The following is a 23,597-nucleotide window of genomic DNA, read 5'->3' as shown; positions in this document are numbered from 1 at the left end:
GGCCCGCCTCTCCTGTCCGGCTTTCAACCAGGATGGATTGGAGGCTGGAAACCTGTCCCGGCAGCGCGGCGCAGGCGCTGGAGGGGCACGGCATGGCGGATCAGGAATTGGCAGCATTGCTGGAGCCGCTGCGAAGGCTGTCGGCGAGGCTTGGCGCCGATCGCCACCTGATCCAGGGCGCTGGTGGCAACACCTCCATTAAGCGGAATGAAAAGGAGCTCTGGGTCAAGGCTTCAGGCACTTGGCTTTCTGCGGCCATGGAGAAGCCGATTTTCGTTGGCTTGGATCTACGCGACCTGCGCCACCGTCTGGCAAATGGCGAAGCAGAACCTGCCTTGCCGGCCTGCCTTGAACCCGGAAGCACCTTGCGGCCTTCCATCGAAGCGACCCTGCATGCGCTGCTGCCGCATTGCGTGGTGCTGCATGTGCATTCGGTCAATGCCATCGCCTTTGCCGTCCGGGCCGATGGCAGGGCTTTGGTAGCGGAACGGCTTGCAGGACTGCGCTGGGCCTGGGTGCCCTACGCCAAGCCGGGCCTGCCGCTCACTCGCGCCGTGCAAGTCGTGATGCCGGCTCGTCCCGATATTTTGCTGCTGGGCAATCACGGATTGGTGGTGGGCGGCGACAATGCAGAGGCCGCCGAGGCCCTGCTGGCCGAAGTGGAGCAGCGGCTGTGTTGGGCGCCTCGCCCCAGCTCCTCGGCAGATCTGGTGGCCCTGCACCGGCTGGCAGCCTGCTCGTCGGGCCGGTATCGACCGGCAAAGCTAGCCGTGGCGCATGCCGCTGCCACGGATCCGGCGGCGGCCCGCATCGCAAGCCAGGGAGCTCTCTACCCGGATCATGTGGTGTTCCTGGGCGTGTCTCCACAGCCGGTCATGTCGACAAGGGAAGCAGAGAGCGCACTATCTAAAAATAGAGAATATTTTGCTCCAACTATCGTGTTGGTTGAAAACCTGGGCGTTCTGATACGTTCTGACCTGGGAGCCGGAGCGGAAGAGATGGCAGCGTGTCTGGGATTGGTGCTGCCCCGCATCGACCCTGCGGCGCCGCTTGTCTTTCTGTCGGCGGAACAGGAGGCCGAGTTGCTGGATTGGGATGCCGAGAAGTACCGCCAGTCGCTCAACGCCGCGTCTTGATGGATAGCCAGACCATGCAGATCGTCATCCCCATGTCGGGTTTTGGGGAGCGGTTCCGCCGTGCCGGATACCCCGTACCGAAGCCGCTGATCGAAGTGGATGGCAAGCCGATCATCGCCCATGTGCTGGATCTTTTTCCTGGTGAAACGGACGTCACCTTTATCTGCAATGCCGATCATCTGGCCGAGCCCACCTATCGCATGGAAGACATCCTGCGTGAGCTGTGCCCGACAGGGCGCATCCTGAGCATCGCGCCGCATAAGCTCGGGCCTGTTCACGCCGTGCTGCAAGCAATGCCGGGGCTCGATCCCGAGAAGCCTGTGGTGGTGAATTATTGCGACTTCACCTGCTTCTGGGACTGGCAGGATTTCACATCCTTTGTTGCAGAGACGAATTGCGCCGGTGCCATTCCTGCTTATCGCGGCTTTCACCCGCATTCCCTGGGCTCGACCTTCTATGCCTATTTGCGGCACGAGAATGGCTGGGTGAAGGACATCCAGGAGAAGCAGCCCTTCACCAACCGGCCGATGGAGGAGTACGCCTCCTCCGGTACCTACTACTTCGCCTCCGCCGCGCTGATGGAGAAATACTGCCGCGAGACGCTGCGGCAGCAGATCGCGGTGAATGGCGAATATTACGCAAGCCTCGTCTACAAGCCCATCTTCGCCGATGGGCTTCCGGTCGCGGTGTATGAGTTACAGCACTTCATGCAATGGGGCACACCCGCCGATCTGGAGGAATACCAGCGCTGGTCAGACGCCTTCTGCGCCCTGGCCGATGCGCCTGAGCCGCCCGCTCAGGATGGCACCGTTCTGGTGCCGATGGCTGGCGCCGGGCAGCGCTTCAGGGAGGCCGGCCACGCTCTGCCCAAGCCGCTGATCGAAGTGTCCGGTCGCGCCATGGCAGTGCAGGCCGCAACCGATTTGCCCGCCGCACCGCGCAGCCGCTTCATCCTGCGCCGTGACCTGCCTGGAGTGGAAAGCATCATCGCCGCACTTCGGGACGGCATCTCCGGCACCGAGACGACGATGCTGGAGAAGCTGACGGAGGGCCAGGCCAGCACCTGCCTGGCCGGCATGGAAGGGATCGAACTCGACCAACCGCTGACCATCGGCGCCTGCGACAATGGCGTGATCTTCGACGCCGCCGCCTTTGATGCGCTGATGGCAGAAGGCGGGCCGGATGTACTGGTCTGGGGCGTGCGGGGCCATCCGGCAGCCAAACGGCGCCCAACCTCCTATGGCTGGATCGAGGCTGGGGTGAATGGCACGATCACCCGTGTCGCGGTGAAAGAGCCGCTCTCCAACCCGGCGGCCGACCCCATTGTCATCGGCGCCTTCACCTTCCGCCGCGCGCGCGACTTCATCGCCGCCGCGGAGCGCATGATCGCCCGCGATGCGCGGGTGAATGGCGAGTTCTACATCGATACCTGCATCAACGATGCGGTCGGGCTTGGACTTGATTGTCGGCTGTTTGAGGTGTCGCACTATCTTGGCTGGGGTACGCCGGATGAGTTGTACACCTTCGAGTATTGGCAATCCTGCTTTCATAAATGGGCACGCCATCCTTATCGGCTGCAGCATGACCGCCGCGTCCCTGCCGACGCCGTGGCTGGGCTGGAGGTGCGCTACGCCGCACCCACGCCGCCGCGCCCAGCGCCGCGTCGTGCGGACAACTGGTAATCGACCCTCCCTCGACGCGCCCGGAACCTTCCGATGATCTCCATTGCGCATCGCCGCAACACGCTTGAGCAGCTGGCAGCGACACCTATCAATCAGGGCGTCGAGGTGGATCTTCGCAGCCAGGGTTCACGGCTCATCATCCATCACGATCCCTTCGTGGCGGATGCGCTGGATTTTGAGGAATGGCTGGCCGCTTACCGGCACAGGATGTTGATCCTGAACGTCAAGGAGGAAGGGCTTGAGGATCGGCTGCTGGAGCTGATGAAGGCGCGCGGCATCGAAGAATTCTTTTTCCTCGATCAGTCCTTTCCCTTTCTGATCCGCACCGCGAAGCGCGGCGAGCGCCGCTGCGCCGTGCGCGTTTCCGAGTTCGAGACGGTGGAGACCGCCCTTTCCCTGGCGGGCCAGGTGGATTGGATATGGGTGGATTGCTTCACCCGCTTTCCGCTGGATCGCGTCCAGGCCAATCGGCTGAAGGCGGCGGGCATGAAGCTCTGCCTCGTTTCGCCGGAACTGCAGGGCCGCACCGACCCGTCGGAGATCGCCGCGATGCGCGCGCTGCTGACGGAGCAGGGCATTGCCGCCGAAGCCGTCTGCACCAAGACCCCCGAGTTGTGGCATTGACCTCCGCTCTGCTTCCCGCCGATCTGCGCGGCAATCCCTGGTTCCATTTCGGCCTGGCGATCCGCATCGCGGCAGTCCTGCTGTTGGTGCCGGATCTGCAGTCCGATGGGTATACGCCCTTCATGGTGCGGGCCCTGTCCGCGCCGGGACTTGATCCGTGGACCGGCTTTCTGAATCAAACAGGATATCCACCAGACTTCTTCGCCGGACCGGTGATGCTGCTGGTGCAGGCTCCGTTTGTTGGCCTCGGTATGCTGGCTGGTAGCCTTGCCGGGAACGCGGCGGCTGGAGCCCAGGTCGCGCTCGGCGCCACGCTTCTGATGGTGGATTACCTGCTGCTGAGAGCGTTGCGGCGCCTGCATCAGGGGGCGGAGGGCCATGTCCTCTGCATCTACTGGCTGTCGCCGATCGTGCTCTTCATCACCTACTGGTACGGCGACACGGATGTGGTGCCGGCGCTGCTGATGGTGCTGGGTCTGTTGCTGCTGAAGCAGGGCATGACGGCGCGGGCCGGCATCGTCTTCGGCCTGGCGATTGGCGCCAAGCTCGTCATGATCGCACTGCTGCCGTTCCTGGCCGTGTTCCTGTGGACCCACCGGCGGCATCGTGACCGGCTGCCGCGCTTCCTGGTGGGCAGCCTTGCCACCATTCTGCTGTTGCTCGGCCCCCCGTTGCTGTTCTCGCCGGCGCTGCACCAGATGCTGCTGCACAATCCGAAACTGCTGCTGGTCAGCCCAGGCATGGTGTCGATCCTCGATATCGATGTTGCGGTGGGCGCCGGGCACAAGCTGTATCTGATGCCGCTGGTATATCTGCTCGGCCTCTACGGCGCCTGGACCGTGGGACGCATGAGCTTCAGCCTTCTGTCCATCGTGCTCGGCGTCGCCTTTCTTGTGGTGCTGCTGCTCACCCCTTCGGCGGTTGGATGGTATCTGTGGCTGGTGCCCTTTCTGGTCGCCTACCGCTTGCGGGCCGAACGGCGCGGCATGCTGCTCGTGCTGGCTTTCTCCGCCGCCTTTGTGCTGCACAAGCTGATCATGACGCCGATGCCGGGACTGCCCCTGCTGGGGCTGGAGTCAGGGGCAATGCCCTTCCTGCTCGGCGATGCCGAGGCGGATCTCAGGCTGTCCTCGTTGCTCTTCTCAATGCTGACGGCGCTCGGCATGGTGCTGGCCTTGACCATGCTACGCCGTGGGCTGGAGGAGAACGACTTCTTCGGCCTGTCGCAGCATCCGGTCGCTATCGGCATCGCCGGCGACAGCGGCACCGGCAAGGACACGCTGGCCCTGTCGCTTGCCGGGCTGTTTGCCGAGGGGGCGGTGACCGGCATCTCTGGCGACGACTATCACTTGTTCGAGCGGCGCGGAAAGCTGTGGCAGGCCTTCACCCATCTTGATCCGCGCGCCAACGACTTGGAGGGCTTCACCCGGGACGCGCTGTCGCTGATCGAGTGGCGGCCAATCCATTGCCGCCACTACGACCACGCGACCGGCCTGTTCACCCCACCCCGCCGCATCCAGGCCAGCGATGTGGTGATGGTGACCGGTCTTCACGCGCTTTATCCGCCGCAGCTGCGGGAGCGGCTCGACTTGGCCGCCTATCTCGACATGGACGAGGCGTTGCGCCGCTTCTTCAAGATCCGTCGCGATGTGCGCCAGCGCGGCCATGCGATGGAAAAGGTGTTGGCCTCGATCGAGCGACGCATGCCGGATTTCGAGGCCTTTATTCGGCCGCAGCGCGACCATGCAGACGTGGTGTTCTCGCTGTTGCCGGCTGACCCGGAACTGATCCGCAACCCCGACTACTTGGGCCCGGTGCCCCTCAAGTTGCGCGTGCGAATCCGCAGTGCCGTCAACATTGACCGGCTTGCACGGCTGTTGATCGCGTTGTGCGGCACGCAGGTCGATGTGACGCAGGCAGTCGGCCATCGGATGGCTGAGTTGGTGATCGATGGCAGCGACGTGCAGGCCGAGGACATCCAGCTCACTGCGCAGCAGATGGTGCCGCATCTCGAGGAGCTGCTGGCGCGCCGCCCCAACTGGCAGGCGGGCATGACCGGCATCATGCAGCTCATCATCCTGTTGCAGCTGGCCGAGCTGCGCCCGAAACGCCGCTGAGGTCGCGCCTCCATGAAGATCCTGAACGCCGCCGCCCTGCAGGAGAAGCCGCACGCCATCCTGTTCGACCTGGATGACACGCTCTACGCCTATCATGGTCCGCATGAGCGGGCGATGGCAGCGGTGCGGGGCAAGGTCCAAAGCTCGCTGAAAGTCACCGCGGCACAGTTTGACGAGGCCTTTGCGCGTGCCCGTAAGACGGTGAAGGCGATGCTGGGCCAGACAGCCAGCGCTCATAACCGCCTGCTTTACTTCAGCCGCATGATCGAGATGCTGGGCCTGTCCAGCCAGCCGGCCATTGCGCTGGATCTGGAGCAAACCTATTGGCGCACCCTGCTGACCACGGCCCGGCTTTATCCTGGGGCTGAGGACATGCTGATCGAACTGCGCGCCGCTGGCCTGCCCTTGGCGTTGGTCACCGACCTCACCGCGCAGATCCAGTATCGCAAGCTGGTTTACTTCGGCATCGACCGGTATTTCGACGCCATCGTCACCTCGGAAGAGGCCGGGGTGGACAAGCCCGGCCTGCGCCCCTTCGAGATCGCGGCGGAGAAGCTGGGCCTGACGCGCGAGGAGCGCGTCTGGTTCGTGGGCGATGCCGCCTGCGACGTGGTTGCCAGCAAGCAGGTGCTGAACGCCGCCACATTCCAGAAGGTGCATGATGGCGGCAACCACCCCCTGCATGACGGGGTGGATGCCAGTTTCCACAATTTCATTGCTTTTCGTGACTGGGCACGGGGTGCCATCGGGCAGGGCTGATCTGCGCCCCGCAGGCCAAGGAGGCCGCAGCATGACGGATTTCACTGCCGCAACACGGAAAGATCTCTACCGCCTTAAACGGTTGCGCGGCTTGTCGCGCGTCGTCGTCGAGACGCGGTGCTTCACCTATCGCAACCTGCTGCCGCATGCCCTGAAATACGGCATCTGGGCATTGCGACCCGGTGGGACGCTGCTGGTGCGCGATGCCTCACCCAATGTTTTTGATCTCTGGCCGCGCTTCGTGTCGTTCAAGACGGTGCGGCAATGGAGCCACAAGTTGCTGGCATATGATGCGGAGCCTTTGCGGCTCGACATCAAGGCCGGAGAGATCGAGTTCCGCCGTACCCGGCCTGTCCCGCCCTGCGGCTGGAGCGCGGGGGTGGTTTTCTCCGGCCGGGAGGCCGAACTGCCGCAACTGAGGCGATGTCTCGATGCCTTGCTGCTCCAGCCGGAATTGTCGCCGGAGCGGGATGGCGAGATCACGGTATGCGGCCCTGCCGAGAGTGCTAGCTATCTAGATAGCTATTCTTCGATCCGATACCTGCCCTACGAGATGCCGTCTGGTCCGCGGGTGCTGCTTTGCGGCAAGAAGAACGCTCTGATCCGTGCTCTGAAGGGCCCCCGTATTATCGTGATGCACAGCCGTATCCAGCTAGCGCCCGACACGCTCCGCCATGTTCCCGATGAATTTGAGATCACGACGCCCCGCGTCCTTGTTGAGACCCGGTCAGGACGGGAGGATTATCTTTCTCTCGGCGTGCATGACAGTTTGATGCCGGGCTATGCGCCGCGCCTTGTGCCCTCCAATCTGCGGCGCGTTCCGGCAGGGCGTTATCTGGATCTTTATGAGCAAGGCCCGCCTTATGTGGATGGCGGGGTGTTCATGCTGCGCAAGGATGTTCATGAACGTTGTCCGCTGAACGAGGCCGTTGCCTGGGATGAGGCGGAGGATCTGGAATGGTGCGGCCGCGCCTTGGCGGAAGGCCTGCTGATCGACCTGGCGCCGGAAGCCGAGGCGGCCTCGGCGGTGGGTGAACTCGGTTCGTTGCCAGTGTCGCCCCGGATCATGAGGCGGCTACGGAATGGCAAGTTCGCCATCCAGGCTGCCCGACACCGGCTGCGTGACCGCGCCGAACGCTGGATGGGGCGGCGCTGATGCTTCGAAACAAGGCGGCCAAGAAATCTGCGGTCTTCTTTCTGCTGAAGATGAGCAACACCGTTCTGGCCTCGGTGTGGAGCTTTCTGCTGGCCTATGCGCTGGTGCGCATCGTCGGCCTCGAGAGCTATGCCTTCTTCGCCACCGTGATCGCGTTTGCCTCGCTGGTGCTGCAGGCCGATCTTGGCATATCGATCCGCCTGTTCGGGCAACTGCGGCAGAACTTCCTGCATCCCGAGACCGGCTCGCGCGATGCGCTGGGCAGCGCGGTGGCCGCGGCCTTCGCCTCCTATTCCGGCATCGCGGTGCTGGCCACCGTGATCTTCGGCGTCATGGTCTGGGGCTTCGATCTCGGCACCACGCAGTATCACCCGATCTACCTGCTGCTCTTCGCAGGTTCGGTGCTGCCGTTGCCCTGGATGATCCTGCGTCTGACGGCCAATGCCTTTGACCATTACGTGATGACAGAGGCGATTGACTGCGTCCGCCGCACCTTGCTGCTGGTGCTGACCGGTGCCCTGGTGATCGGCCTGCCGCTGATGGTCTATGCGGTCAGCTTCGTGCTACTGTGGCTGGTGGCGCTTGCCGTGCTGTTCGTCATGGCGCGCAAGCGGGTTGCCATTCTCACCGGGCATAGCATCCGGCGCGGTTTCACCGTGCTGCGCGGTGACCTTCAGGGCATCACCGCCTCGGCGGTGCTGTCGTTGTCGGAGTTCCTGATCTACATCCACCCCTACTACGTCATCCCGATGACGCATCGGGACGCGGTAGCCTTGGTCGCCTTCGACATGTTCTACAAGGTGACGCGCTTTGCCACGACCGCCTATCTAACGGTCAGCGAGACGGTGCTGCCGCACCAGACCCGTGCCTATCACGCAGGCGATGTGGCCTTGCTGCGCAAGATGATGCTGCTCGGCTTTGCTCTGGCCTCGGTGCCGATGCTCGGCGCCATCGGCATCATCGGCATTTTCGGCGACCGGTTCTTCGGCATCCTGCTTGGCCATGCGGATGTGGTGACGCCGGAGATTCGCCTGGCCATCTGCGTCATGCTGTTCCTGATGCTGGTGCAAACCATCAGCGGCGCCATGCTGGCCGGCATCGGCCGGCTCTCGGTGTTGGCCAAGCGGGCTTCCACCACGCTGGTCGCCATGCTGGTCTTCTCCGCCTTTTCCGGCTTGCAGACCATCAGCATCGAGCAGTTCATCGCCGGCTATGTGGCCATCTATGCCTATGAGGCCTTTGGCTATTTCTGGTCGATGCTGATGTTGTTCCGCGAGATTGGCCGCAACGCGAAGATACCCGCGGCGTCCAGCCCTGCCTGAAGCCAGGCCATTCATCTCCCGGCGCAGTTGAAACAAGCCGCGCTGGCGAAACCCGGCGCAATCCGGTACCCGGCATCCGTGCCGGAAAGATTTTCCTGCGCCTCCGCGTGGGATCGCGTCGTTGGGCCCGTATCAGGACCGGATGAAGCGAGAGCCATGCCGGAGATCCTGACCCTTGCCCACCCCAGCCCTGCCTGGGAGGAGGCTCTCATCGCCGAATGGATCCCGGATCAGGGCGCCGAGGAGCGGCTGGCGCGCGATCTGCCGGCGGCAGATGATCTGACGCTGCTGCGCTGGGCCGCAGCGGGCGACCGGCGTGCTTTCGACCATCTGGCGGCGCGGCATTTACCGCTGCTCTACCGTGTGGCGCTGCGCATCACCCATGATCCCTCGGAGGCGGAGGAGGTGGCGCAGGAGGCCATGCTGCGGCTTTGGCGTCATGCCGCCCGCTTCGATCCGCAGCGTGCTCGCCTGGGCACATGGCTCTATCGCATCACCGCCAACCTGGCGATCGACCGGGTGCGCCGCTTTGCCCCACCGGCCGTGGAAGAATGGGTGACCGAGCTGCCCGATCCCGCTCCCGGCCCTGAGGCGATCCTGGCCGAGCGGCAGCGCCAGGCCTTGTTGACCGCTGCCCTGCAGGATCTGCCGCCACGTCAGCGCGCCGCCCTGTCCTTGTCGTACGATCAAGGGCTGAGCGGTGCCGAGGCCGCGGCGGCGTTGTCCGTTTCCACCCGCGCACTGGAAGGCCTGCTGCGCCGCGCACGGCAGTTCCTGGCTGGCCGTCTGCGTGGGCATGAGGAATGAAGCCGATGCGGCTCGATGAATTTTCGCGCCTTCTGGAGACCTATGGCGCCGATCCGGCACACTGGCCCGAAGCGCGACGGATGGCGGCGCAGGCGCTGCTGGAAGTCTCACCCGGGGCTCAGGCCCTGCACAACAGCGCCCGGTTCCTAGATAACGCCCTGGATGTCAGCCTGCCCGGACCCGATGCAGCGGCCATGGCCCGGATGCGCGGCAAGCTGGCCCGGGCCGTGGCGCGCGAGCCCCTGCCCCGTGCCGAGGCCGGCCTGCTGCGCTTGTTGCGCCCCTGGGCGCCCATGGGGGCGGGCGCGCTGGTCACGCTGGCGGTCTGTGCGCTCTGGATGAGCCGTCCCCTGCCACCCCAATCCGACGAGATCCTTGGCGCCCCGCGCCTGATGGCCATGATGGACACCCTGCCCTGATGCGGCTCAGTTCCCCGATGATCCTGAAAGGGGCGCTCGGCGCCTCCCTGGCCTTGAATCTTGTGCTGGCTGGGGTGCTGTGGTGGCAGCCTGCCCAGAACCCGCATGGCCCCAGCCGCATGCAGGCCCGGATCGAGCGCCTGCTGCCCGAGGCCGATCGCGAGGCTTTCCGCCGCGCCATGCAGGCGGGCCGGGCCCAATACGAGCCGGCCCATGCCGGGCTGCGCGAGGGTTTCGCTGAAATCCAGGCGGCGCTGCGGCAGCAGCCCTTCGACGCCGCCCGGTTGCGCGCCGCCATGGCCGCCGGCCGCACCCGCTGGGGCGAGTTCAGCCGCCTTTACGAGGAAAGCCTGACCCAGGCCCTCGGCGCTATCTCGGCAGAAGGCCGGGCGCTGGTGGCGCAGGACATAGAACGTGGTCAGCGCGAGCACCGCAAGGATGGCCGCCGCCGCGAAGGGCAGGATTGAGGGCATGGCCATGCCGATGATCCGGCGGCCTGCCGCCGCCCTTCTGTTGTCGATGGCCGCTTCCCTGGCCGCCTGCGGTCCGCGCCCCGAACCGGTGGCTTCCGCGCTGGACCCCGGCGCCGCCTTTCGCCACGCCGACGCGGCATCCGCCGTGCAATGGCCCGTGCCCGAATGGTGGGAGGGCTTCAACGCGCCGGAGCTGGACCAGTTGATGCAGGCGGCCATGGCAGGGAATTTCGACCTTGCCGCCGCCGCCGCCCGGGTGCGGCAGGCCGATGCGCAGCTGCGCATCGCCGGTGCTGCCCTGCTGCCGGCCATAGGAGCGGATGCGGGCGTGACGCAGAGCCGATCCACCGCCAACAGCAGCGCCTTCAGCCGCGACCGCAACTCGACGCGCTATGACGCCACCCTTTCGGCCAGTTACGAGATCGATTTCTGGGGCCGCAACAGAAACCTCCGTGCGGCTGTGGCCCAGGATGCCAGGGCCCGTCGCTTCGATCAGGGCACGGTGCTGCTGACCACGGAGGCCTCCATCGCCAACACCTATTTCGAGGTGCTGGCCGCGCGCGAGGAATTGCGTGTGCAGGAGGAGAACCTGGCGGCGGCGCGGCGCATCCTCAACATCATTCGCAGCCAGGTGGATTTCGGCACCGCCACGGGGCTGGATCTGGCCCAGCAGGAAACGGTGGTGGCGCAGCAGCAGGCCGGCATTCCCGCCCTGCGGCAAAGCGCCGAGCAGGGGGTGAACGCGCTGGCGGTGCTGACCGGCCAGCCGCCTGCCGCGCTGACCGTGGCAACCGGGCGCTTCGACAATCTGCGCATCCCCGCCGCCGCGCCCGGCCAGCCCGCCGACCTGCTCGCCCGCCGCCCGGATGTGTTGTCGGCCGAGGCCACTCTCGCAGCCGCCAACGCCGATGTGGCGGCGGCACGGGCGGCACTGCTGCCCACGATCAGCCTCAGCCTGTCGGGCGGCTTCCAGTCCGACATGATCGGCACGCTGCTCAGGCCGGAATCGCAGTTCTTCTCCCTGGTGGGCGGGCTGGCGCAGACCATCTTCGATGGCGGGGCACGGCGCGGGCAGGTGTCGCTGAGCCAGGCCCAGGCGGAGGAATTGCTGGTGGAATACCGCCGCGCCATCATCCAGGCGCTCGCCGACACCGAGGATGCGCTGGTCGCGCTGCGTGAAGGCACCGTGCAGGAGACACTGCGCGCCGAGGCGTTGTCCCGCGCCTCCCGTGCCTATGACATCGCCGAGGCGCAGCTGCGTGCCGGCACCATCAACCTGATCACCCTGCTGAACACGCAGCAGACCCTGTTCTCCGCCCGCGTCAGCCTGGTCCAGGCGCGGCTCGCCCGGCTGCAGGCCGCCGTCGCGCTGTTCCGCGCGCTGGGCGGCGGCTGGCAATCCACCTGATCCGGATCCCCCTGACCCATGGCCCGCACCCGCTCCATTGTTCTTTCCCTGGTGGTCCTGGCCGGTGCCGGAACAGGCTACTATCTCTGGCAGCATCGGCAGACGGGCAATGAGGCGCAGCTCAGCACTGCCCAGACCGCACCCGGTATGCCCGGCCGGCGCGGGCCGCCCGGTGGGATGGGAGGCGGCATTCCTATCCCGGTCACCATTGCCGCTGCCGAGCGCCGCGACTTGCGCCTGACGCTGGACGCGCTGGGCACGGTGCAGGCGCTCAACAACATCACCGTGCGCTCCCAGGTCTCCGGCACGTTGAACGAGGTGCTGTTCCGCGAGGGCCAGGAGGTGAAGGCCGGCGACATCCTGGTCCGCATCGACGACCGCACCTATGCCGCGGCCCTGGCCCAGGCCCAGGGCCGCAAGGCCTATGACCAGGCGCAGCTGGAGAATGCCCGGGCCGACCTCCGCCGCTACCAGGGTCTGCTGGCGGCCAGTGGGGTGACGCGGCAGCAGGTCGATACGCAGCGCGCTCAGGTCGCCATGCTGGAAGCGCAGGTGGCACAGGACCAGGCGGCCATCGACACGGCACAGACCCAGCTCGACTACACCACCATCCGTGCGCCGATCGACGGCCGGGTCGGGCTGCGGCAGGTGGATGCGGGCAATCTCGTCTCCGCGGGCGATACCACGGGCATCGTCACCATCACCCAGATGCGGCCCATCGCGGTCAGCTTCACCGTTCCGCAGGGCGAACTGTCGAGGCTGATGCGGGCCATGGCGGCCGGGCCTGTTCCGGTGGAGACCGTGCCGGCCAGCGGCGGCTCGCCCAACCAGCCGATCGCGCAAAACGAGGCGCCGCAGCGCGGCACGGTTCTGACGGTGGACAACCAAGTGGACCAGACCACTGGCACGGTCAGGGTGAAGGCCATCTTCCCCAATGCCGAGACGCGGCTGTGGCCCGGCGCCTTTGTCAGTCTGCGCATCGGCATCGAGACCCTGCCCGATGCCACAGTGGTGCCACTGGTGGCGGTGCAGCAGGGGCCGAGCGGCGCCTTCGCCTTTGTTGCCAAATCCGACAACACGGTGGAGCAGCGGCCGATCACCCTCGGGGCCGTCACCCAGAACGAGGCCGCCATCCGCGAAGGGCTGCAACCCGGCGAGCAGGTGGTGACCTCCGGCGCGCTTCGGCTCAACCCGGGCAGCGCCATTGCCCTCGCCAATGGCGCCGGCAACACGGCGCCGCCCTCCGACGCGCCAAGGCAGGGACGGCGTCGGCAATCGGCGGATGCCGCGCCATGAACGTTTCCGCCCCCTTTATTGCCCGTCCGGTCGCGACCACGCTTCTGTCCATTGCCGTGCTGCTGGCAGGGATCTTCGGCTATCTGCGCCTGCCGGTCTCCTCCCTGCCGGAAGTGGATTTCCCGACCATCGAGGTCTCGACCCAGCTTCCCGGCGCTTCACCGGAAACGGCGGCACTGTTGATCGCGGCGCCGCTGGAGCGGCAATTCGCGCAGATCGCCGGGCTGCAGGTCATGTCCTCGGTCAGCGGGCCGGGGGTAAACCGCATCACCCTGCAGTTCCGGCTGGACAAGAGCCTCGACGAAGCGTCGCAGGATGTGCAGGCGGCGCTGGACGCGGCGCGCGGTACCCTGCCCTCGACCCTGCCCTACCCGCCAGTCTATTCCAAGGTGAACCCGGCCGACCCGCCGGTCATCACCTTGGCGCTGACTTCCGACACGCTGTCGATCATGCGGCTGTCGGACACTGCGGACACGCTGCTGGCGCAGAAGCTGTCCCAGGCCACAGGTGTCGGTCGCGTTACCGTGCAGGGTAACATGCGGCCCTCTGTGCGGCTGCGCGTCGATCCGCTGCGCCTCGCCGCCTACGGCATCGGCATGGAGGCGGTGCGCACCGCCGTCGCCGCGGCCAACCAGAACTCGCCGAAAGGCTCGCTGGACGGCATACGCCAGGCTTCCTCGATCCTGGCCAACGACCAGATCAACAAGGCGTCCGAGTTCAACGACATCATCATCGCCTGGCAGAACGGCGCGCCGGTGCGGCTGCGCGATGTGGGCGAGGCGGTGGAGGCGCTGGAGAACGAGCGCAACGGCGCCTGGCTCAATGGCCACCCCGCCGTGCTGATCGACGTGCAGCGCCAGCCCGGCGCCAACATCGTGGAAACGGTGGAGCGCATCCAGGCCCTGCTGCCCGAGCTGCAACGCTCCATCCCCGCCGGCGCCCGGCTGACCGTCGTGTCGGACCGCACCGAAACGATCCGCGCCTCGGTGCATGAGGTGCAGTTCACCCTGGTGCTGTCGGTCGCGCTGGTGGTCGGCGTGATCTACTTCTTTCTCGGCAGTGCCCGGGCGACGCTGGTGCCGGCGGTGTCGCTGCCGCTCTCCATCATTGGTACCTTCGGCGTCATGGCCGTGATGGGCTACTCGCTCGACAACCTGTCGTTGATGGCACTGACCATTGCGACCGGCTTCGTGGTGGACGACGCCATCGTCATGATCGAGAACATCGTCCGGCTGATCGAGAAGGGGGTAAAGCCGCTGCAGGCGGCGTTTGAGGGCGCGCGGCAGATCGCCTTCACCATCGTGTCCCTGACGCTTTCCCTGATCGCGGTGTTCATTCCGCTGCTGTTCATGGAGGGCGTGGTCGGCCGGCTGTTCCGCGAATTTGCCGAAACGCTGACCGCCGCCGTGCTGGTGTCCATGGTGGTGTCGCTGACGCTGACACCAATGATGTGCGCCTTTGTCCTCAAGCCCGAGCACAAGCCCTCTTGGCTGGCGCGCGGCTTCGAGAACGGATTCGAGCGGCTGCGCCTGGCCTATGGCCGGGCTCTGGCCGTGACCATGCGGCATCAGGCATTGACCCTGCTGATCGCCGCGGCCACGGTGGCGCTGACGGCCTGGCTCTACATCGTCATGCCCAAGGGGTTCCTGCCGCTGCAGGATACCGGGCTGATCACCATCGCCACCGAGACGCCGCAGGACAGCTCCTTCACCCGCTCGGCCGCCATCCAGCAGCAGGTGATGGAGGTGGTGCGGGCGGACCCGGCCGTTGCTGCCGTCACCGCCATCGCCGGGGCTGGGCCGTTGAACCCGGCGCAGAACACCGGCCGCATCACCGCCGTGCTGCGCCCGCGCGCAGAGCGCGACCTCGATGCCCAGGGCGTTATCGCCCGGCTGCAACCCAGGCTCGCCGCCATCCCCGGCGCCGTGGCGTATCCGCAGGCGGTGCAGGACATCCAGATCAGCGCCCGCGTCAGCACCACGCAATACCAGTACACGCTGACCGATGCCGATGCCGCCACTCTGTCGCTCTGGGCGCCGCGCGTGCTGGAGCGGCTGCGGCAAGTTCCCGGCCTGCGCGATGTGGCGACCGACCAGCGGGAAGATGGTCTGCGCCTCTCCATCCAAGTGGATCGGGATCGCGCCGCACGGCTCGGCGTCACCATGCAGGCCATCGACAACGCGCTCTACAACGCTTTCGGCCAGCGGCAGATCTCCACCATCTACGGGCAGAGCAACCAGTACCGCGTGGTGCTGGAAGCCTCGGACCGGATCCGCACCGATCCTACCGCCATCGGCCAGCTGCGCGTCGCCGGCACCGACAACGCCCAGGTACCCCTGGCCGAGATCGCACGCTTCACCCGCGAGCGCGCGCCGCTGCTGGTGACACGGGAGAACCAGTTCCCTGCCGTGACAGTCAGCTTCAACCTGGCCCCCGGTGTGTCATTGGGCGAGGCGGTGGACCGCATCCGGGCCGCCGAGCGGGAGATCGGCCTGCCCGAGAGCGTCGCCGGGCGCTTCGCCGGCGACGCGGCGGAGTTCGCCTCATCGCTGCAGGGGCAGCCCTGGCTGATCCTGGCCGCGGTGGTGGTGATCTACATCGTGCTGGGCGTGCTGTATGAGAGCCTGATCCATCCCATCACCATTCTCTCCACCCTGCCCTCGGCCGGCATCGGCGCGTTGCTCGCGCTGGAATTCTGGGGATTGGACCTGTCCGTGGTGGGGCTGATCGGCATCATCCTGCTGATGGGCATCGTCAAGAAGAACGCGATCATGATGATCGACTTCGCACTGGAGGCGCAGCGCGACCGCGCGCTGCCCCCGCACGAGGCCATCGTCGAGGCCGCGCTGCTGCGTTTCCGTCCGATCATGATGACCACTGCGGCGGCGCTGCTGGGCGCCCTGCCCCTGGTGCTGCAATCCGGCACGGGGTCGGAACTGCGCCTACCGCTCGGCGTTTCCATTGTTGGCGGGCTGCTGCTGAGCCAGCTGGTGACGCTGTTCACCACGCCCGCCATCTACCTGGCTCTGGAGGCGGTGCGGGCGCGGTTCCAGCGCTGGTGGCACCGCGGCGAGCAGCCGGCGGCGGCCGAGTAACGTCATGTTCTCGATCTCCGGACCCTTTCTGCGCCGGCCCGTTGCGACGATGCTGCTGGCGCTTGGCCTCGCGCTGGCGGGGCTGGTTGCGCTGTGGCGGCTTCCCGTCTCATCCATGCCGCGCGTCGATATCCCGACCATTTTCGTCAGCGTCAGCCAGCCCGGCGCCAATCCGGAGACGTTGGCGGCGACCGTGCTGGCGCCGCTGGAGCGCCGTATCGGCGAGATCTCGGGTATCACCGAGATGACGGCCTTCGCTTCTACCGGTACCGGCAACATCATCATCCAGTTCGACATCTCGCGCAGCCAGGCGGATGCGGCACGCGACGTGCAGGCGGCGGTGAACGCTGCGCGGCAGGACCTGCCCTCCGGCATGCCCAACCCGCCCACCATCCGCAAGATCAACCCGGCCGATGCCCCGGTGCTGATCCTGGCCATGACCTCCTCCACGCTGCGCCCTGCCGCGCTCTACGACGTTGCCGACAGCATCGTCGCGCAGCGCCTGTCGCAGGTGCCGGGGGTGGCGCAGGTGCAGCTGGGTGGTGCCGATCAGCCGGCGGTGCGAGTCTCCATCAATCCCGATGCGGCGGCCGCGGCCGGCATCTCCTTCGACGACATCCGCACCGCTATCACCAGCGCCAACGTTACCCAGCCTGTCGGCCATATCGAGGGCGAGGAGCAGTCGGCGCAGTTGCACGTCAATGACCGCATGGGTGCCGCGACCAACTATGCGGGGCTGGCCGTCAAGACAGCCAATGGCAGCATCATGCGGTTGTCGCAGCTGGCCGACGTTACCGATGGCACGCGCTCCCGCCGCCAGGCGGCCTGGTTCAACGACCGCCAGGCCATCCTGATGATGGTGTTCAAGCAGGCAGACGCGAATGTGCTCGATGTCGTCGCCGGCGTGAAGGAGCAGTTGCCGCAGCTCGGGAAGTGGGTACCCGGTGGCATCAGCATCGATGTGATGAGTGACCGCTCCGGCACCATCCGCGCCAGCGTCGAGGAGGTCGAGCTGACCCTGCTGCTCACCATCGCCCTGGTGATCGGCGTGGTGGCGCTGTTCCTGCGGCGGCTCGGCCCCACGCTGGCCGCCTGCGCCACGGTGCCGCTCTCGCTGCTCGGCACGCTCTTCGTCATCTGGCTGCTGGGCTATTCGCTCAACAACTTCTCGCTGATGGCACTGATCATCTCGGTGGGCTTCGTGGTGGACGACGCCATCGTCATGATCGAGAACATGGCGCGGATGCGCGAGCGTGGCCTTCCCCCGCACGAAGCCGCACTGGAAGGCGCGCGGCAGATCGGCTTCACCATCGTCTCCATCACCCTCTCGCTGATCGCCGTGTTCATTCCGCTGCTGGCGATGGATGGGCTGGTCGGACGGTTCTTCCGCGAGTTCTCGGTGACGCTTGCCGTAGCCGTCGCCATTTCGGCGGTGCTGGCGCTTACCCTGACGCCGGTGATTGCCGCCCGGATGGACCGTCCCGCGACACGCCCGCCCGGGTGCTTCAGCCGCGGCTTCGACGCGGCGATGGATGCAGTGATCTCGGCCTATATGCGCTCGCTCGCGGTGGTGCTGCGCTTCCGCTGGTTGGCGTTGATAGCGAGCTTCGGCTGCATCGCGCTCACCGTCTGGCTCTACATCCTCATTCCCAAGGCCTTCTTCCCCGAGCAGGATACGGGGCTGCTTGCCGGCAATGTTCAGGCCGCGCCCGACACCTCCTTCGCCACCATGGCACGATTGCAGCAGGAAGTGACACGCATCATCGCCGCCGATCCGGCCGTGGCCAGCGTCGGCGCCCAGGTCGGCGGCAGCAGCTTCAGCGGCGGCACCAATTCCGGGCAACTCTATGTGCAGCTGAAGCCGCAGGAGGAACGCGGCGTCTCGGCCGAGCAGGTGGTCGCGCGGCTCCGCCCTGCCTTGTCAGGTATCCCGGGCGCCAGTGCCTTTCTGCGCACGCAGCAGGACATCTACATCGGCGGCCGTCCCGGCAACGCCACCTACTCCTACATCCTGCTCGGCGCCGATCTCGACGAGCTGCGCACATGGACGAATACCATGGTGGAGAAGCTGCGCACCGTGGATGGCCTCAGCGATGTTTCCAGCGACCAGGAGCGCGCCGGGCTGGTGAACCGCGTGGTGATCGATCGCGATGCGGCGGCGCGGCTTGGCGTCGGGATGGATGATGTGGGCGCGGCGTTGAACAACGCTTATTCGCAGCGTCAGGTCTCGACCATCTACCGCAGCCGCAATCAGTACAAGGTGGTGCTGGAGATCGATCCGGCGCTGCAGCAATCGCCCGCGCAGCTCGACCGCATCTTCGTCCCGGCTGGCGATGGCAACCAGATCCCCCTGCGGGCATTGGCGCGGGTGGAACGGGATACAGCGCCGCTTCGCGTCACGCATCGGGGGCAATTTCCGGCCACCACCATCAGCTTCAATCTGGGCGAAGGCATAGCACTTGGCGACGCCACGGCGCTGGTGCAGCAGGCCGAGCGGGAAGCGATGCTGCCGGGCACGATTCGCTCGCAGTATGGCGGCAACGCCGCGGCCTTCCAGAGCTTCAACCGCTCCCAGCCCATGCTGATCCTGGCAGCGCTCGTGTCGATCTACCTGGTGCTCGGCATCCTCTACGAAAGTTACATCCACCCGCTGACCATTATCTCCACGCTTCCCTCGGCCGGGCTGGGCGCGCTGCTGGCGCTGCTGGTAACAGGGGTGCCCTTCTCGGTCATGGGGCTGATCGGCGTCATCCTGCTGATGGGCATCGTCAAGAAGAACGCCATCATGATGGTGGATTTCGCGTTGGAGCATGAGCGGGAGGAAAGGCTCGGCAGCCAGGCTGCCATTCTGGCTGCCTGCCGAGACCGGTTCCGCCCGATCCTGATGACGACGCTGGCAGCCCTGCTCGGTGCCGTGCCGCTGGCAGTCGGCACTGGCACGGGGGCGGAGATGCGCCAGCCGCTGGGCATTGCCATCATTGGGGGGCTTGCCGTCTCGCAGGTGCTGACACTCTACACCACCCCGGTGACGTTTCTGCTGCTCGATCGGTTCCGCCGCCAGAAGCATGTCGCTCCACAGCCGGCCGAGTAGAAGATAGCTACCTAGAAAGGTAGCTATCCTATATCTAGCTTGCTAGATAGCTAGGTGAGCTAGGAGCTAAGATATTGATCTTAATGGTGGGCGGGGAAAAAGGCGGTGTCGGCAAAACCACGCTGGCCACGCATCTGGCTGTGGCGCGCAAGGCGGTCGGCCGTTCCATGGTGCTGGTCGATGCCGACAGCCAGGGCACGTCCTCCACCTGGAGCGACGCCCGCAAGGAGCACCCTGAAGTACCGCAACTGCCTTGCGTCACGCTGCGAGGTGGCAAGGTTCATGTGGAACTGAAGGAACTGGCTCGGCACTACGATGACATTGTGGTGGATACAGGCGGCGCGGATAGCCAGGAATTCCGCTCGGCGATGCTGGCCGCCGACACGTTGCTGATGCCGCTGCGTCCGGGCTCCTTCGATTTCTGGACACTCCTGAAGATGCAGGAGGTGATCGCCCTGGCTGAAGGCTTCAACGACAAGCTGCAGGCGGTAGTGTGCCTGTCCCAGGTTCCCCCCACAGCCAGCGACCGTGCCCGACGCGAGGCCACTGAGGTGTTGTCCGACATGCCGCGCTTCCGGCTGCTTCAGTCCATGATCGTGTTCCGCGCGGCATTCAATCATTCGGCGGGGGAGGGACTGACGGTGGGAGAGATGCCACGCCGCGATCCCAAGGCCTTCACCGAGATCGCCTTCCTGCATGACGAATTGTTCGGGGTCTGAGGCGATGCCGATCAAGATGCCGGGCCGGCGGCCACAGAGCGAAGAGGATTTCGTATCCGGTGCCACGGCCACACCGGCCACACCGGTGCGGGCCCATCTGCCTTGGCTTGATCCCAAGGTGCGGCCTGATCTGCGTGTGCAGGTAAATACCAAAATCCCGGAGCCGTTGGCATTGAAGTACAGCTTCCTGGCTATGCGCCTCGGGATGCGGAAGCAGGACGCGATGGAAGCAGCCCTGGAAGCATGGGCCACAGAAAAGCTCCGTGACCTTGGTTTGGCCGACAACACAGATTAGCTAGGTAGATAGCTAGCTATCTACCTAAAGGAGTTGCGTGAAGCGGCCGGCGCCGCAAGTCGGCGCCATGGCCCGACGCCAGCATGCTCAGAAGGCAGCCCCGATGCCTTCGGCTTGCATGGACGCCACGGGCAGGCCGAGCAGGGGAACGGATAGTTCCAGGGAGCGATGCCGGCGCGGCATTTCTCCCAGCCGCCATAGAACGTTCAACAGCTCAAGCCGGGCAAATTCGGCGCGCCGCGATAGCCAGCCCTTGCCGCCCTGATGCGTCAGTTCCACCTGGTGGCCGCTCAACACGGCCCGCACCAGCCGGCCGGCATCCCCGCCTTGCAGGCTATCCCGTAGGTTCTCGAGGTCGATACCCTTGGGGATCAGGCAACGGATCACCAGGCCGTTCAGAATGGCGGAAGGCACCAGCCCGTCCTTGTCGAGCATCGGCTCGATCTCGACGCAAACCCCGTGGATCACGCTGATCCGCAGATAGGCGCCTTCCATTTCCCGGACATCGCCGCGCGACGGAATGTCGTCGAGCATCGCCTGAGTGATGTCGAGAACCGCAGAGGAGAAATCCGCCGAAGCTTGAAGCGCCATCTTGGCCCCCGATCGTTGCTCACGATTTCGTGATGAACAACATCTACTATGGGTTCGGTGAGCCCGGCAAGAGGGTTTGCGACCCATAGCAACAACACTTGTAGGTTGCGTCTTTTTGGCCATACCCGTTTGGCGCGAACTTTAGCGTAAGCTTTACTTTACGATAATCCCCCCTTACCGGATGCGATGGCACGGACCCAAGGGGACCTTGTGTTACTCAACTAAACAGAATCACAGAAATTGTTAATCTTTTGCAACCTCATAACCGGCCTGCCCTTATCGATGCGGACCATCAGCGAGGGGGCATACCATGGCAGTGCAGTCCGACACCGTTACCTATGACGGCGCTTCGGGCGGCTGGGGCTCTCTGCGCGGGATTGTCGAAACCACCGCCCGGGAGATGTCGTCGCCGGGGGCCTTGAACACGCTGCGCAAGCAGAACAAGCCTGGCGGCTTCATGTGCGTCAGCTGCGCCTGGGGCAAACCAAAGCATCCCCATGCCTTCGAGTTCTGCGAGAACGGCGCCAAGGCCACCTTGTGGGAACTGACCAGCCGGCGCTGCACGCCGGAATTCTTCGCCCAGCACAGCGTGGCGGAGCTGCGGAGCTGGAGCGACTATGATTTGGAGCAGCAGGGGCGCCTGACCCATCCGCTGCGCTACGATGCGGCCAGCGACCGCTATGTTCCCTGCGATTGGCAGGAGGCCTTCTCGGCGATTGGCGCCGAGCTGAAGGCCGTCGACCCGAAATCAACGGTGTTCTACGCCTCGGGCCGGGCAAGCCTGGAGACATCCTATCTCTATGCGCTCTTTGCCCGGCTTTACGGCCACAACAACCTCCCTGACAGTTCGAACATGTGCCACGAGACAACATCGGTGGCCCTCAAGGAGCTGATCGGTTCGCCTGTGGGCACCTGCGTGCTGGACGATTTCGAGCAATGCGATGCCATCTTCTTCTTTGGGCAGAACACCGGAACGAACAGCCCGCGCTTCCTTCACCCGCTTCAAAAGGCCGCCGAGCGCGGCTGCAAGATCGTGACCTTCAACCCCATCCAGGAGAAGGGGCTGACCAGCTTCATCAATCCGCAACGTCCGGTGCAGATGCTGACGCGCAAGGGTACGCCGATCAGCTCTCAGTACCTCCAGCTGCGGCCTGGCGGCGACATCGCGGCCATCATGGGGCTGTGCAAGACGATCCTCGCCGAGGATGAACGCAGCGGCGGGGCGGTGATCGACCGAACCTTTATCGATCAGCATTGCACCGGCTTCGATGCCTTCTGCGCCAAGGTCAGGGAAACATCCTGGGACAGCATCGAGCGTGATTCCGGCCTGAGCCGGGTCGATATCGAAGCGGCCGGCGAAGTTTACCTGCGGGCGGAGCGTGTGATCGGCGTGTATGGCATGGGCCTGACCCAGCATGTGCACGGCTTTGAGAACATCGCTATGCTGGTCAACCTGCTGCTGATGCGCGGCCATATCGGCCGGCCGGGCGCAGGCATCTGCCCGGTTCGCGGCCATTCCAACGTGCAGGGCCAACGCACTGTCGGCATCGCCGAGAAGCCTGAGCTGGTGCCGCTCGACAAGCTCGCTGAACTGTTTGGCTTCGAGCCGCCGCGCGACAAGGGCATGAACACCGTCGAGATGTGCGAGGGCTTGCTGGAGGGCAAGGTGCAGGCCTTCATCGGGCTGGGGGGCAATTTCCTACGGGCTATCCCGGACCAGTCACGGATCGAGCCTGCCTGGCAGACCATGCGACTGACGGTTCAGATCGCCACCAAGCTGAACCGGAGCCATCTCTTCAACGGTCGCGTCGCCTATCTGCTGCCTTGCCTCGGCCGCAGTGAAGAGGACCTGCAATCAGGCGGACCGCAGACCGTGACCATCGAGGATAGCTTCAGCCATATTCACGGCTCGCTGGGCCACCGCAAACCTGCCAGCGAGCGTCTGAAGTCGGAGACGGCAATCGTCGCCGGCATGGCGAAGGAAACGCTGCAGCCAAATCCGAAGGTGCGCTGGGATGAATGGACAGCGGATTATGGCCTGGTCCGCGATCTGATCGCCGAAACCTATCCGGAAGAGTTTTACCGGATGAATGAACGCATGTTCGAGCCAGGTGGCTTCTACCGCGGCAACAAGGCGCGGGAGCGGATTTGGAAAACGGAAAGCGGCAAGGCGCAGTTCACGGCACCCACCATGCTGGCCGCGACCGATGTACCGGATGCCGAGGGTCGTTATCGCCTGATCACCCTGCGCTCCAACGACCAGTTCAACACCACTGTGTATGGCTACAGCGATCGCCTGCGGGGCATCGAAGGCAAGCGCGACGTCGTGCTGATCAATCCGGAGGAGATGCGCCGCGCCGGACTTGTGGCCGGGCAGCGCGTGTCGCTGGTCGGCGATGCACAGGATGGGCTGGCACGGCGGATCGATGCGCTGGAGGTGGTGCCCTTCGACCTGCCGGATGGCAGCATCGCCGGCTACTATCCCGAGCTGAATCCTCTGATCCCGCTTCAGCATCACGACCGTAAATCCAAGACCCCGGCCTGCAAGGCCGTGCCGGTGCGGATCGAAGCGGCCGCATGATGCGGTTCGCTGCGGGCAGGAAGCGC

Annotated in this window: 18 protein-coding genes; 17 read left to right on the top strand and 1 reads right to left on the bottom strand. The window is 65.4% G+C overall.

Annotation, left to right across the window (positions count from 1 at the left end):
• The first annotated feature begins 32 nt into the window (after positions 1 to 32).
• From ACFOD4_RS12975 to ACFOD4_RS12900, 16 genes are all read left to right on the top strand, one after another.
• Positions 33 to 1,136: a class II aldolase/adducin family protein gene (locus tag ACFOD4_RS12975; protein WP_379597036.1), complete on the top strand. Its 1,104-nt coding sequence runs from the start codon at positions 33 to 35 to the stop codon at positions 1,134 to 1,136.
• A 14-nt stretch (positions 1,137 to 1,150) separates the two neighbouring features.
• The gene (locus tag ACFOD4_RS12970; RefSeq protein WP_379597035.1) at positions 1,151 to 2,818 is read left to right on the top strand and encodes an NTP transferase domain-containing protein; all 1,668 of its coding nucleotides are present in this window, start codon (positions 1,151 to 1,153) and stop codon (positions 2,816 to 2,818) included.
• Between the two features lie 33 nt (positions 2,819 to 2,851).
• Positions 2,852 to 3,442 (top strand): phosphatidylinositol-specific phospholipase C/glycerophosphodiester phosphodiesterase family protein, encoded by a 591-nt coding sequence (locus ACFOD4_RS12965; RefSeq protein ID WP_379597033.1) that lies wholly within the window; start codon positions 2,852 to 2,854, stop codon positions 3,440 to 3,442.
• Entirely contained in the window at positions 3,433 to 5,559 is a 2,127-nt protein-coding gene (locus tag ACFOD4_RS12960; protein ID WP_379597032.1) for a phosphoribulokinase/uridine kinase, read from the top strand. Before ACFOD4_RS12965 ends, ACFOD4_RS12960 begins: the two co-directional genes overlap by 10 nt.
• Before the next feature lie 12 nt (positions 5,560 to 5,571).
• A complete protein-coding gene (locus ACFOD4_RS12955) occupies positions 5,572 to 6,318 on the top strand; it encodes an HAD family hydrolase (protein ID WP_379597030.1) in 747 nt (248 codons plus the stop codon).
• Positions 6,319 to 6,349: 31 nt separating this feature from the next.
• On the top strand, positions 6,350 to 7,474 hold the full coding sequence (locus ACFOD4_RS12950; protein ID WP_379597028.1) for a hypothetical protein: 1,125 nt from the start codon (positions 6,350 to 6,352) through the stop codon (positions 7,472 to 7,474).
• Positions 7,474 to 8,796 (top strand): hypothetical protein, encoded by a 1,323-nt coding sequence (locus ACFOD4_RS12945; protein WP_379597026.1) that lies wholly within the window; start codon positions 7,474 to 7,476, stop codon positions 8,794 to 8,796. Before ACFOD4_RS12950 ends, ACFOD4_RS12945 begins: the two co-directional genes overlap by 1 nt.
• A 156-nt stretch (positions 8,797 to 8,952) precedes the next feature.
• Positions 8,953 to 9,603 carry a sigma-70 family RNA polymerase sigma factor gene (locus tag ACFOD4_RS12940; RefSeq protein WP_379597024.1) on the top strand — a complete coding sequence of 217 codons (651 nt, stop codon included), beginning with the start codon at positions 8,953 to 8,955 and terminating at the stop codon, positions 9,601 to 9,603.
• A 5-nt stretch (positions 9,604 to 9,608) separates the two neighbouring features.
• Positions 9,609 to 10,022 (top strand): hypothetical protein, encoded by a 414-nt coding sequence (locus ACFOD4_RS12935; RefSeq protein WP_379597023.1) that lies wholly within the window; start codon positions 9,609 to 9,611, stop codon positions 10,020 to 10,022.
• Positions 10,022 to 10,489, top strand: coding sequence for a periplasmic heavy metal sensor (locus ACFOD4_RS12930; protein WP_379597022.1), 468 nt, complete (start codon positions 10,022 to 10,024; stop codon positions 10,487 to 10,489). Before ACFOD4_RS12935 ends, ACFOD4_RS12930 begins: the two co-directional genes overlap by 1 nt.
• A 4-nt stretch (positions 10,490 to 10,493) precedes the next feature.
• Entirely contained in the window at positions 10,494 to 11,903 is a 1,410-nt protein-coding gene (locus ACFOD4_RS12925) for an efflux transporter outer membrane subunit (protein WP_379597020.1), read from the top strand.
• Between the two features lie 18 nt (positions 11,904 to 11,921).
• On the top strand, positions 11,922 to 13,199 hold the full coding sequence (locus ACFOD4_RS12920) for an efflux RND transporter periplasmic adaptor subunit (protein ID WP_379597019.1): 1,278 nt from the start codon (positions 11,922 to 11,924) through the stop codon (positions 13,197 to 13,199).
• Positions 13,196 to 16,294 (top strand): efflux RND transporter permease subunit, encoded by a 3,099-nt coding sequence (locus tag ACFOD4_RS12915; RefSeq protein ID WP_379597018.1) that lies wholly within the window; start codon positions 13,196 to 13,198, stop codon positions 16,292 to 16,294. Before ACFOD4_RS12920 ends, ACFOD4_RS12915 begins: the two co-directional genes overlap by 4 nt.
• 4 nt (positions 16,295 to 16,298) lie before the next feature.
• On the top strand, positions 16,299 to 19,385 hold the full coding sequence (locus ACFOD4_RS12910; RefSeq protein ID WP_379597017.1) for an efflux RND transporter permease subunit: 3,087 nt from the start codon (positions 16,299 to 16,301) through the stop codon (positions 19,383 to 19,385).
• A gap of 83 nt (positions 19,386 to 19,468) precedes the next feature.
• A complete protein-coding gene (locus ACFOD4_RS12905; protein WP_379597073.1) occupies positions 19,469 to 20,104 on the top strand; it encodes an AAA family ATPase in 636 nt (211 codons plus the stop codon).
• Between the two features lie 4 nt (positions 20,105 to 20,108).
• On the top strand, positions 20,109 to 20,399 hold the full coding sequence (locus ACFOD4_RS12900; protein ID WP_379597015.1) for a hypothetical protein: 291 nt from the start codon (positions 20,109 to 20,111) through the stop codon (positions 20,397 to 20,399).
• An 87-nt stretch (positions 20,400 to 20,486) separates the two neighbouring features.
• On the opposite strand, the gene ACFOD4_RS12895 is transcribed toward ACFOD4_RS12900, so the two are convergent.
• Positions 20,487 to 20,990, bottom strand: coding sequence for a hypothetical protein (locus ACFOD4_RS12895; RefSeq protein ID WP_379597014.1), 504 nt, complete (start codon positions 20,988 to 20,990; stop codon positions 20,487 to 20,489).
• Between the two features lie 310 nt (positions 20,991 to 21,300).
• Between ACFOD4_RS12895 and ACFOD4_RS12890 the strand changes: the two genes are divergently transcribed.
• Positions 21,301 to 23,571: an FdhF/YdeP family oxidoreductase gene (locus ACFOD4_RS12890; RefSeq protein WP_379597012.1), complete on the top strand. Its 2,271-nt coding sequence runs from the start codon at positions 21,301 to 21,303 to the stop codon at positions 23,569 to 23,571.
• Positions 23,572 to 23,597 lie beyond the last annotated feature (26 nt).

The sequence above is a fragment of the Teichococcus globiformis genome, assembly GCF_042646265.1.
Classification (GTDB): domain Bacteria; phylum Pseudomonadota; class Alphaproteobacteria; order Acetobacterales; family Acetobacteraceae; genus Pseudoroseomonas; species Pseudoroseomonas globiformis.
The sequence above is the reverse complement of the archived record's forward strand: the minus strand, read 5'-3'. Positions and strand labels throughout refer to the sequence as shown.

Coding starts and splice junctions, on each gene's coding strand:
- ACFOD4_RS12975 (WP_379597036.1), top strand. CDS start 33: ATGGATTGGAGGCTGGAAACCTGTCCCGGCAGCGCGGCGCAGGCGCTG.
- ACFOD4_RS12970 (WP_379597035.1), top strand. CDS start 1,151: ATGCAGATCGTCATCCCCATGTCGGGTTTTGGGGAGCGGTTCCGCCGT.
- ACFOD4_RS12965 (WP_379597033.1), top strand. CDS start 2,852: ATGATCTCCATTGCGCATCGCCGCAACACGCTTGAGCAGCTGGCAGCG.
- ACFOD4_RS12955 (WP_379597030.1), top strand. CDS start 5,572: ATGAAGATCCTGAACGCCGCCGCCCTGCAGGAGAAGCCGCACGCCATC.
- ACFOD4_RS12950 (WP_379597028.1), top strand. CDS start 6,350: ATGACGGATTTCACTGCCGCAACACGGAAAGATCTCTACCGCCTTAAA.
- ACFOD4_RS12945 (WP_379597026.1), top strand. CDS start 7,474: ATGCTTCGAAACAAGGCGGCCAAGAAATCTGCGGTCTTCTTTCTGCTG.
- ACFOD4_RS12940 (WP_379597024.1), top strand. CDS start 8,953: ATGCCGGAGATCCTGACCCTTGCCCACCCCAGCCCTGCCTGGGAGGAG.
- ACFOD4_RS12935 (WP_379597023.1), top strand. CDS start 9,609: ATGCGGCTCGATGAATTTTCGCGCCTTCTGGAGACCTATGGCGCCGAT.
- ACFOD4_RS12930 (WP_379597022.1), top strand. CDS start 10,022: ATGCGGCTCAGTTCCCCGATGATCCTGAAAGGGGCGCTCGGCGCCTCC.
- ACFOD4_RS12925 (WP_379597020.1), top strand. CDS start 10,494: ATGGCCATGCCGATGATCCGGCGGCCTGCCGCCGCCCTTCTGTTGTCG.
- ACFOD4_RS12920 (WP_379597019.1), top strand. CDS start 11,922: ATGGCCCGCACCCGCTCCATTGTTCTTTCCCTGGTGGTCCTGGCCGGT.
- ACFOD4_RS12915 (WP_379597018.1), top strand. CDS start 13,196: ATGAACGTTTCCGCCCCCTTTATTGCCCGTCCGGTCGCGACCACGCTT.
- ACFOD4_RS12910 (WP_379597017.1), top strand. CDS start 16,299: ATGTTCTCGATCTCCGGACCCTTTCTGCGCCGGCCCGTTGCGACGATG.
- ACFOD4_RS12905 (WP_379597073.1), top strand. CDS start 19,469: ATGGTGGGCGGGGAAAAAGGCGGTGTCGGCAAAACCACGCTGGCCACG.
- ACFOD4_RS12900 (WP_379597015.1), top strand. CDS start 20,109: ATGCCGATCAAGATGCCGGGCCGGCGGCCACAGAGCGAAGAGGATTTC.
- ACFOD4_RS12895 (WP_379597014.1), bottom strand. CDS start 20,990: ATGGCGCTTCAAGCTTCGGCGGATTTCTCCTCTGCGGTTCTCGACATC.
- ACFOD4_RS12890 (WP_379597012.1), top strand. CDS start 21,301: ATGGCAGTGCAGTCCGACACCGTTACCTATGACGGCGCTTCGGGCGGC.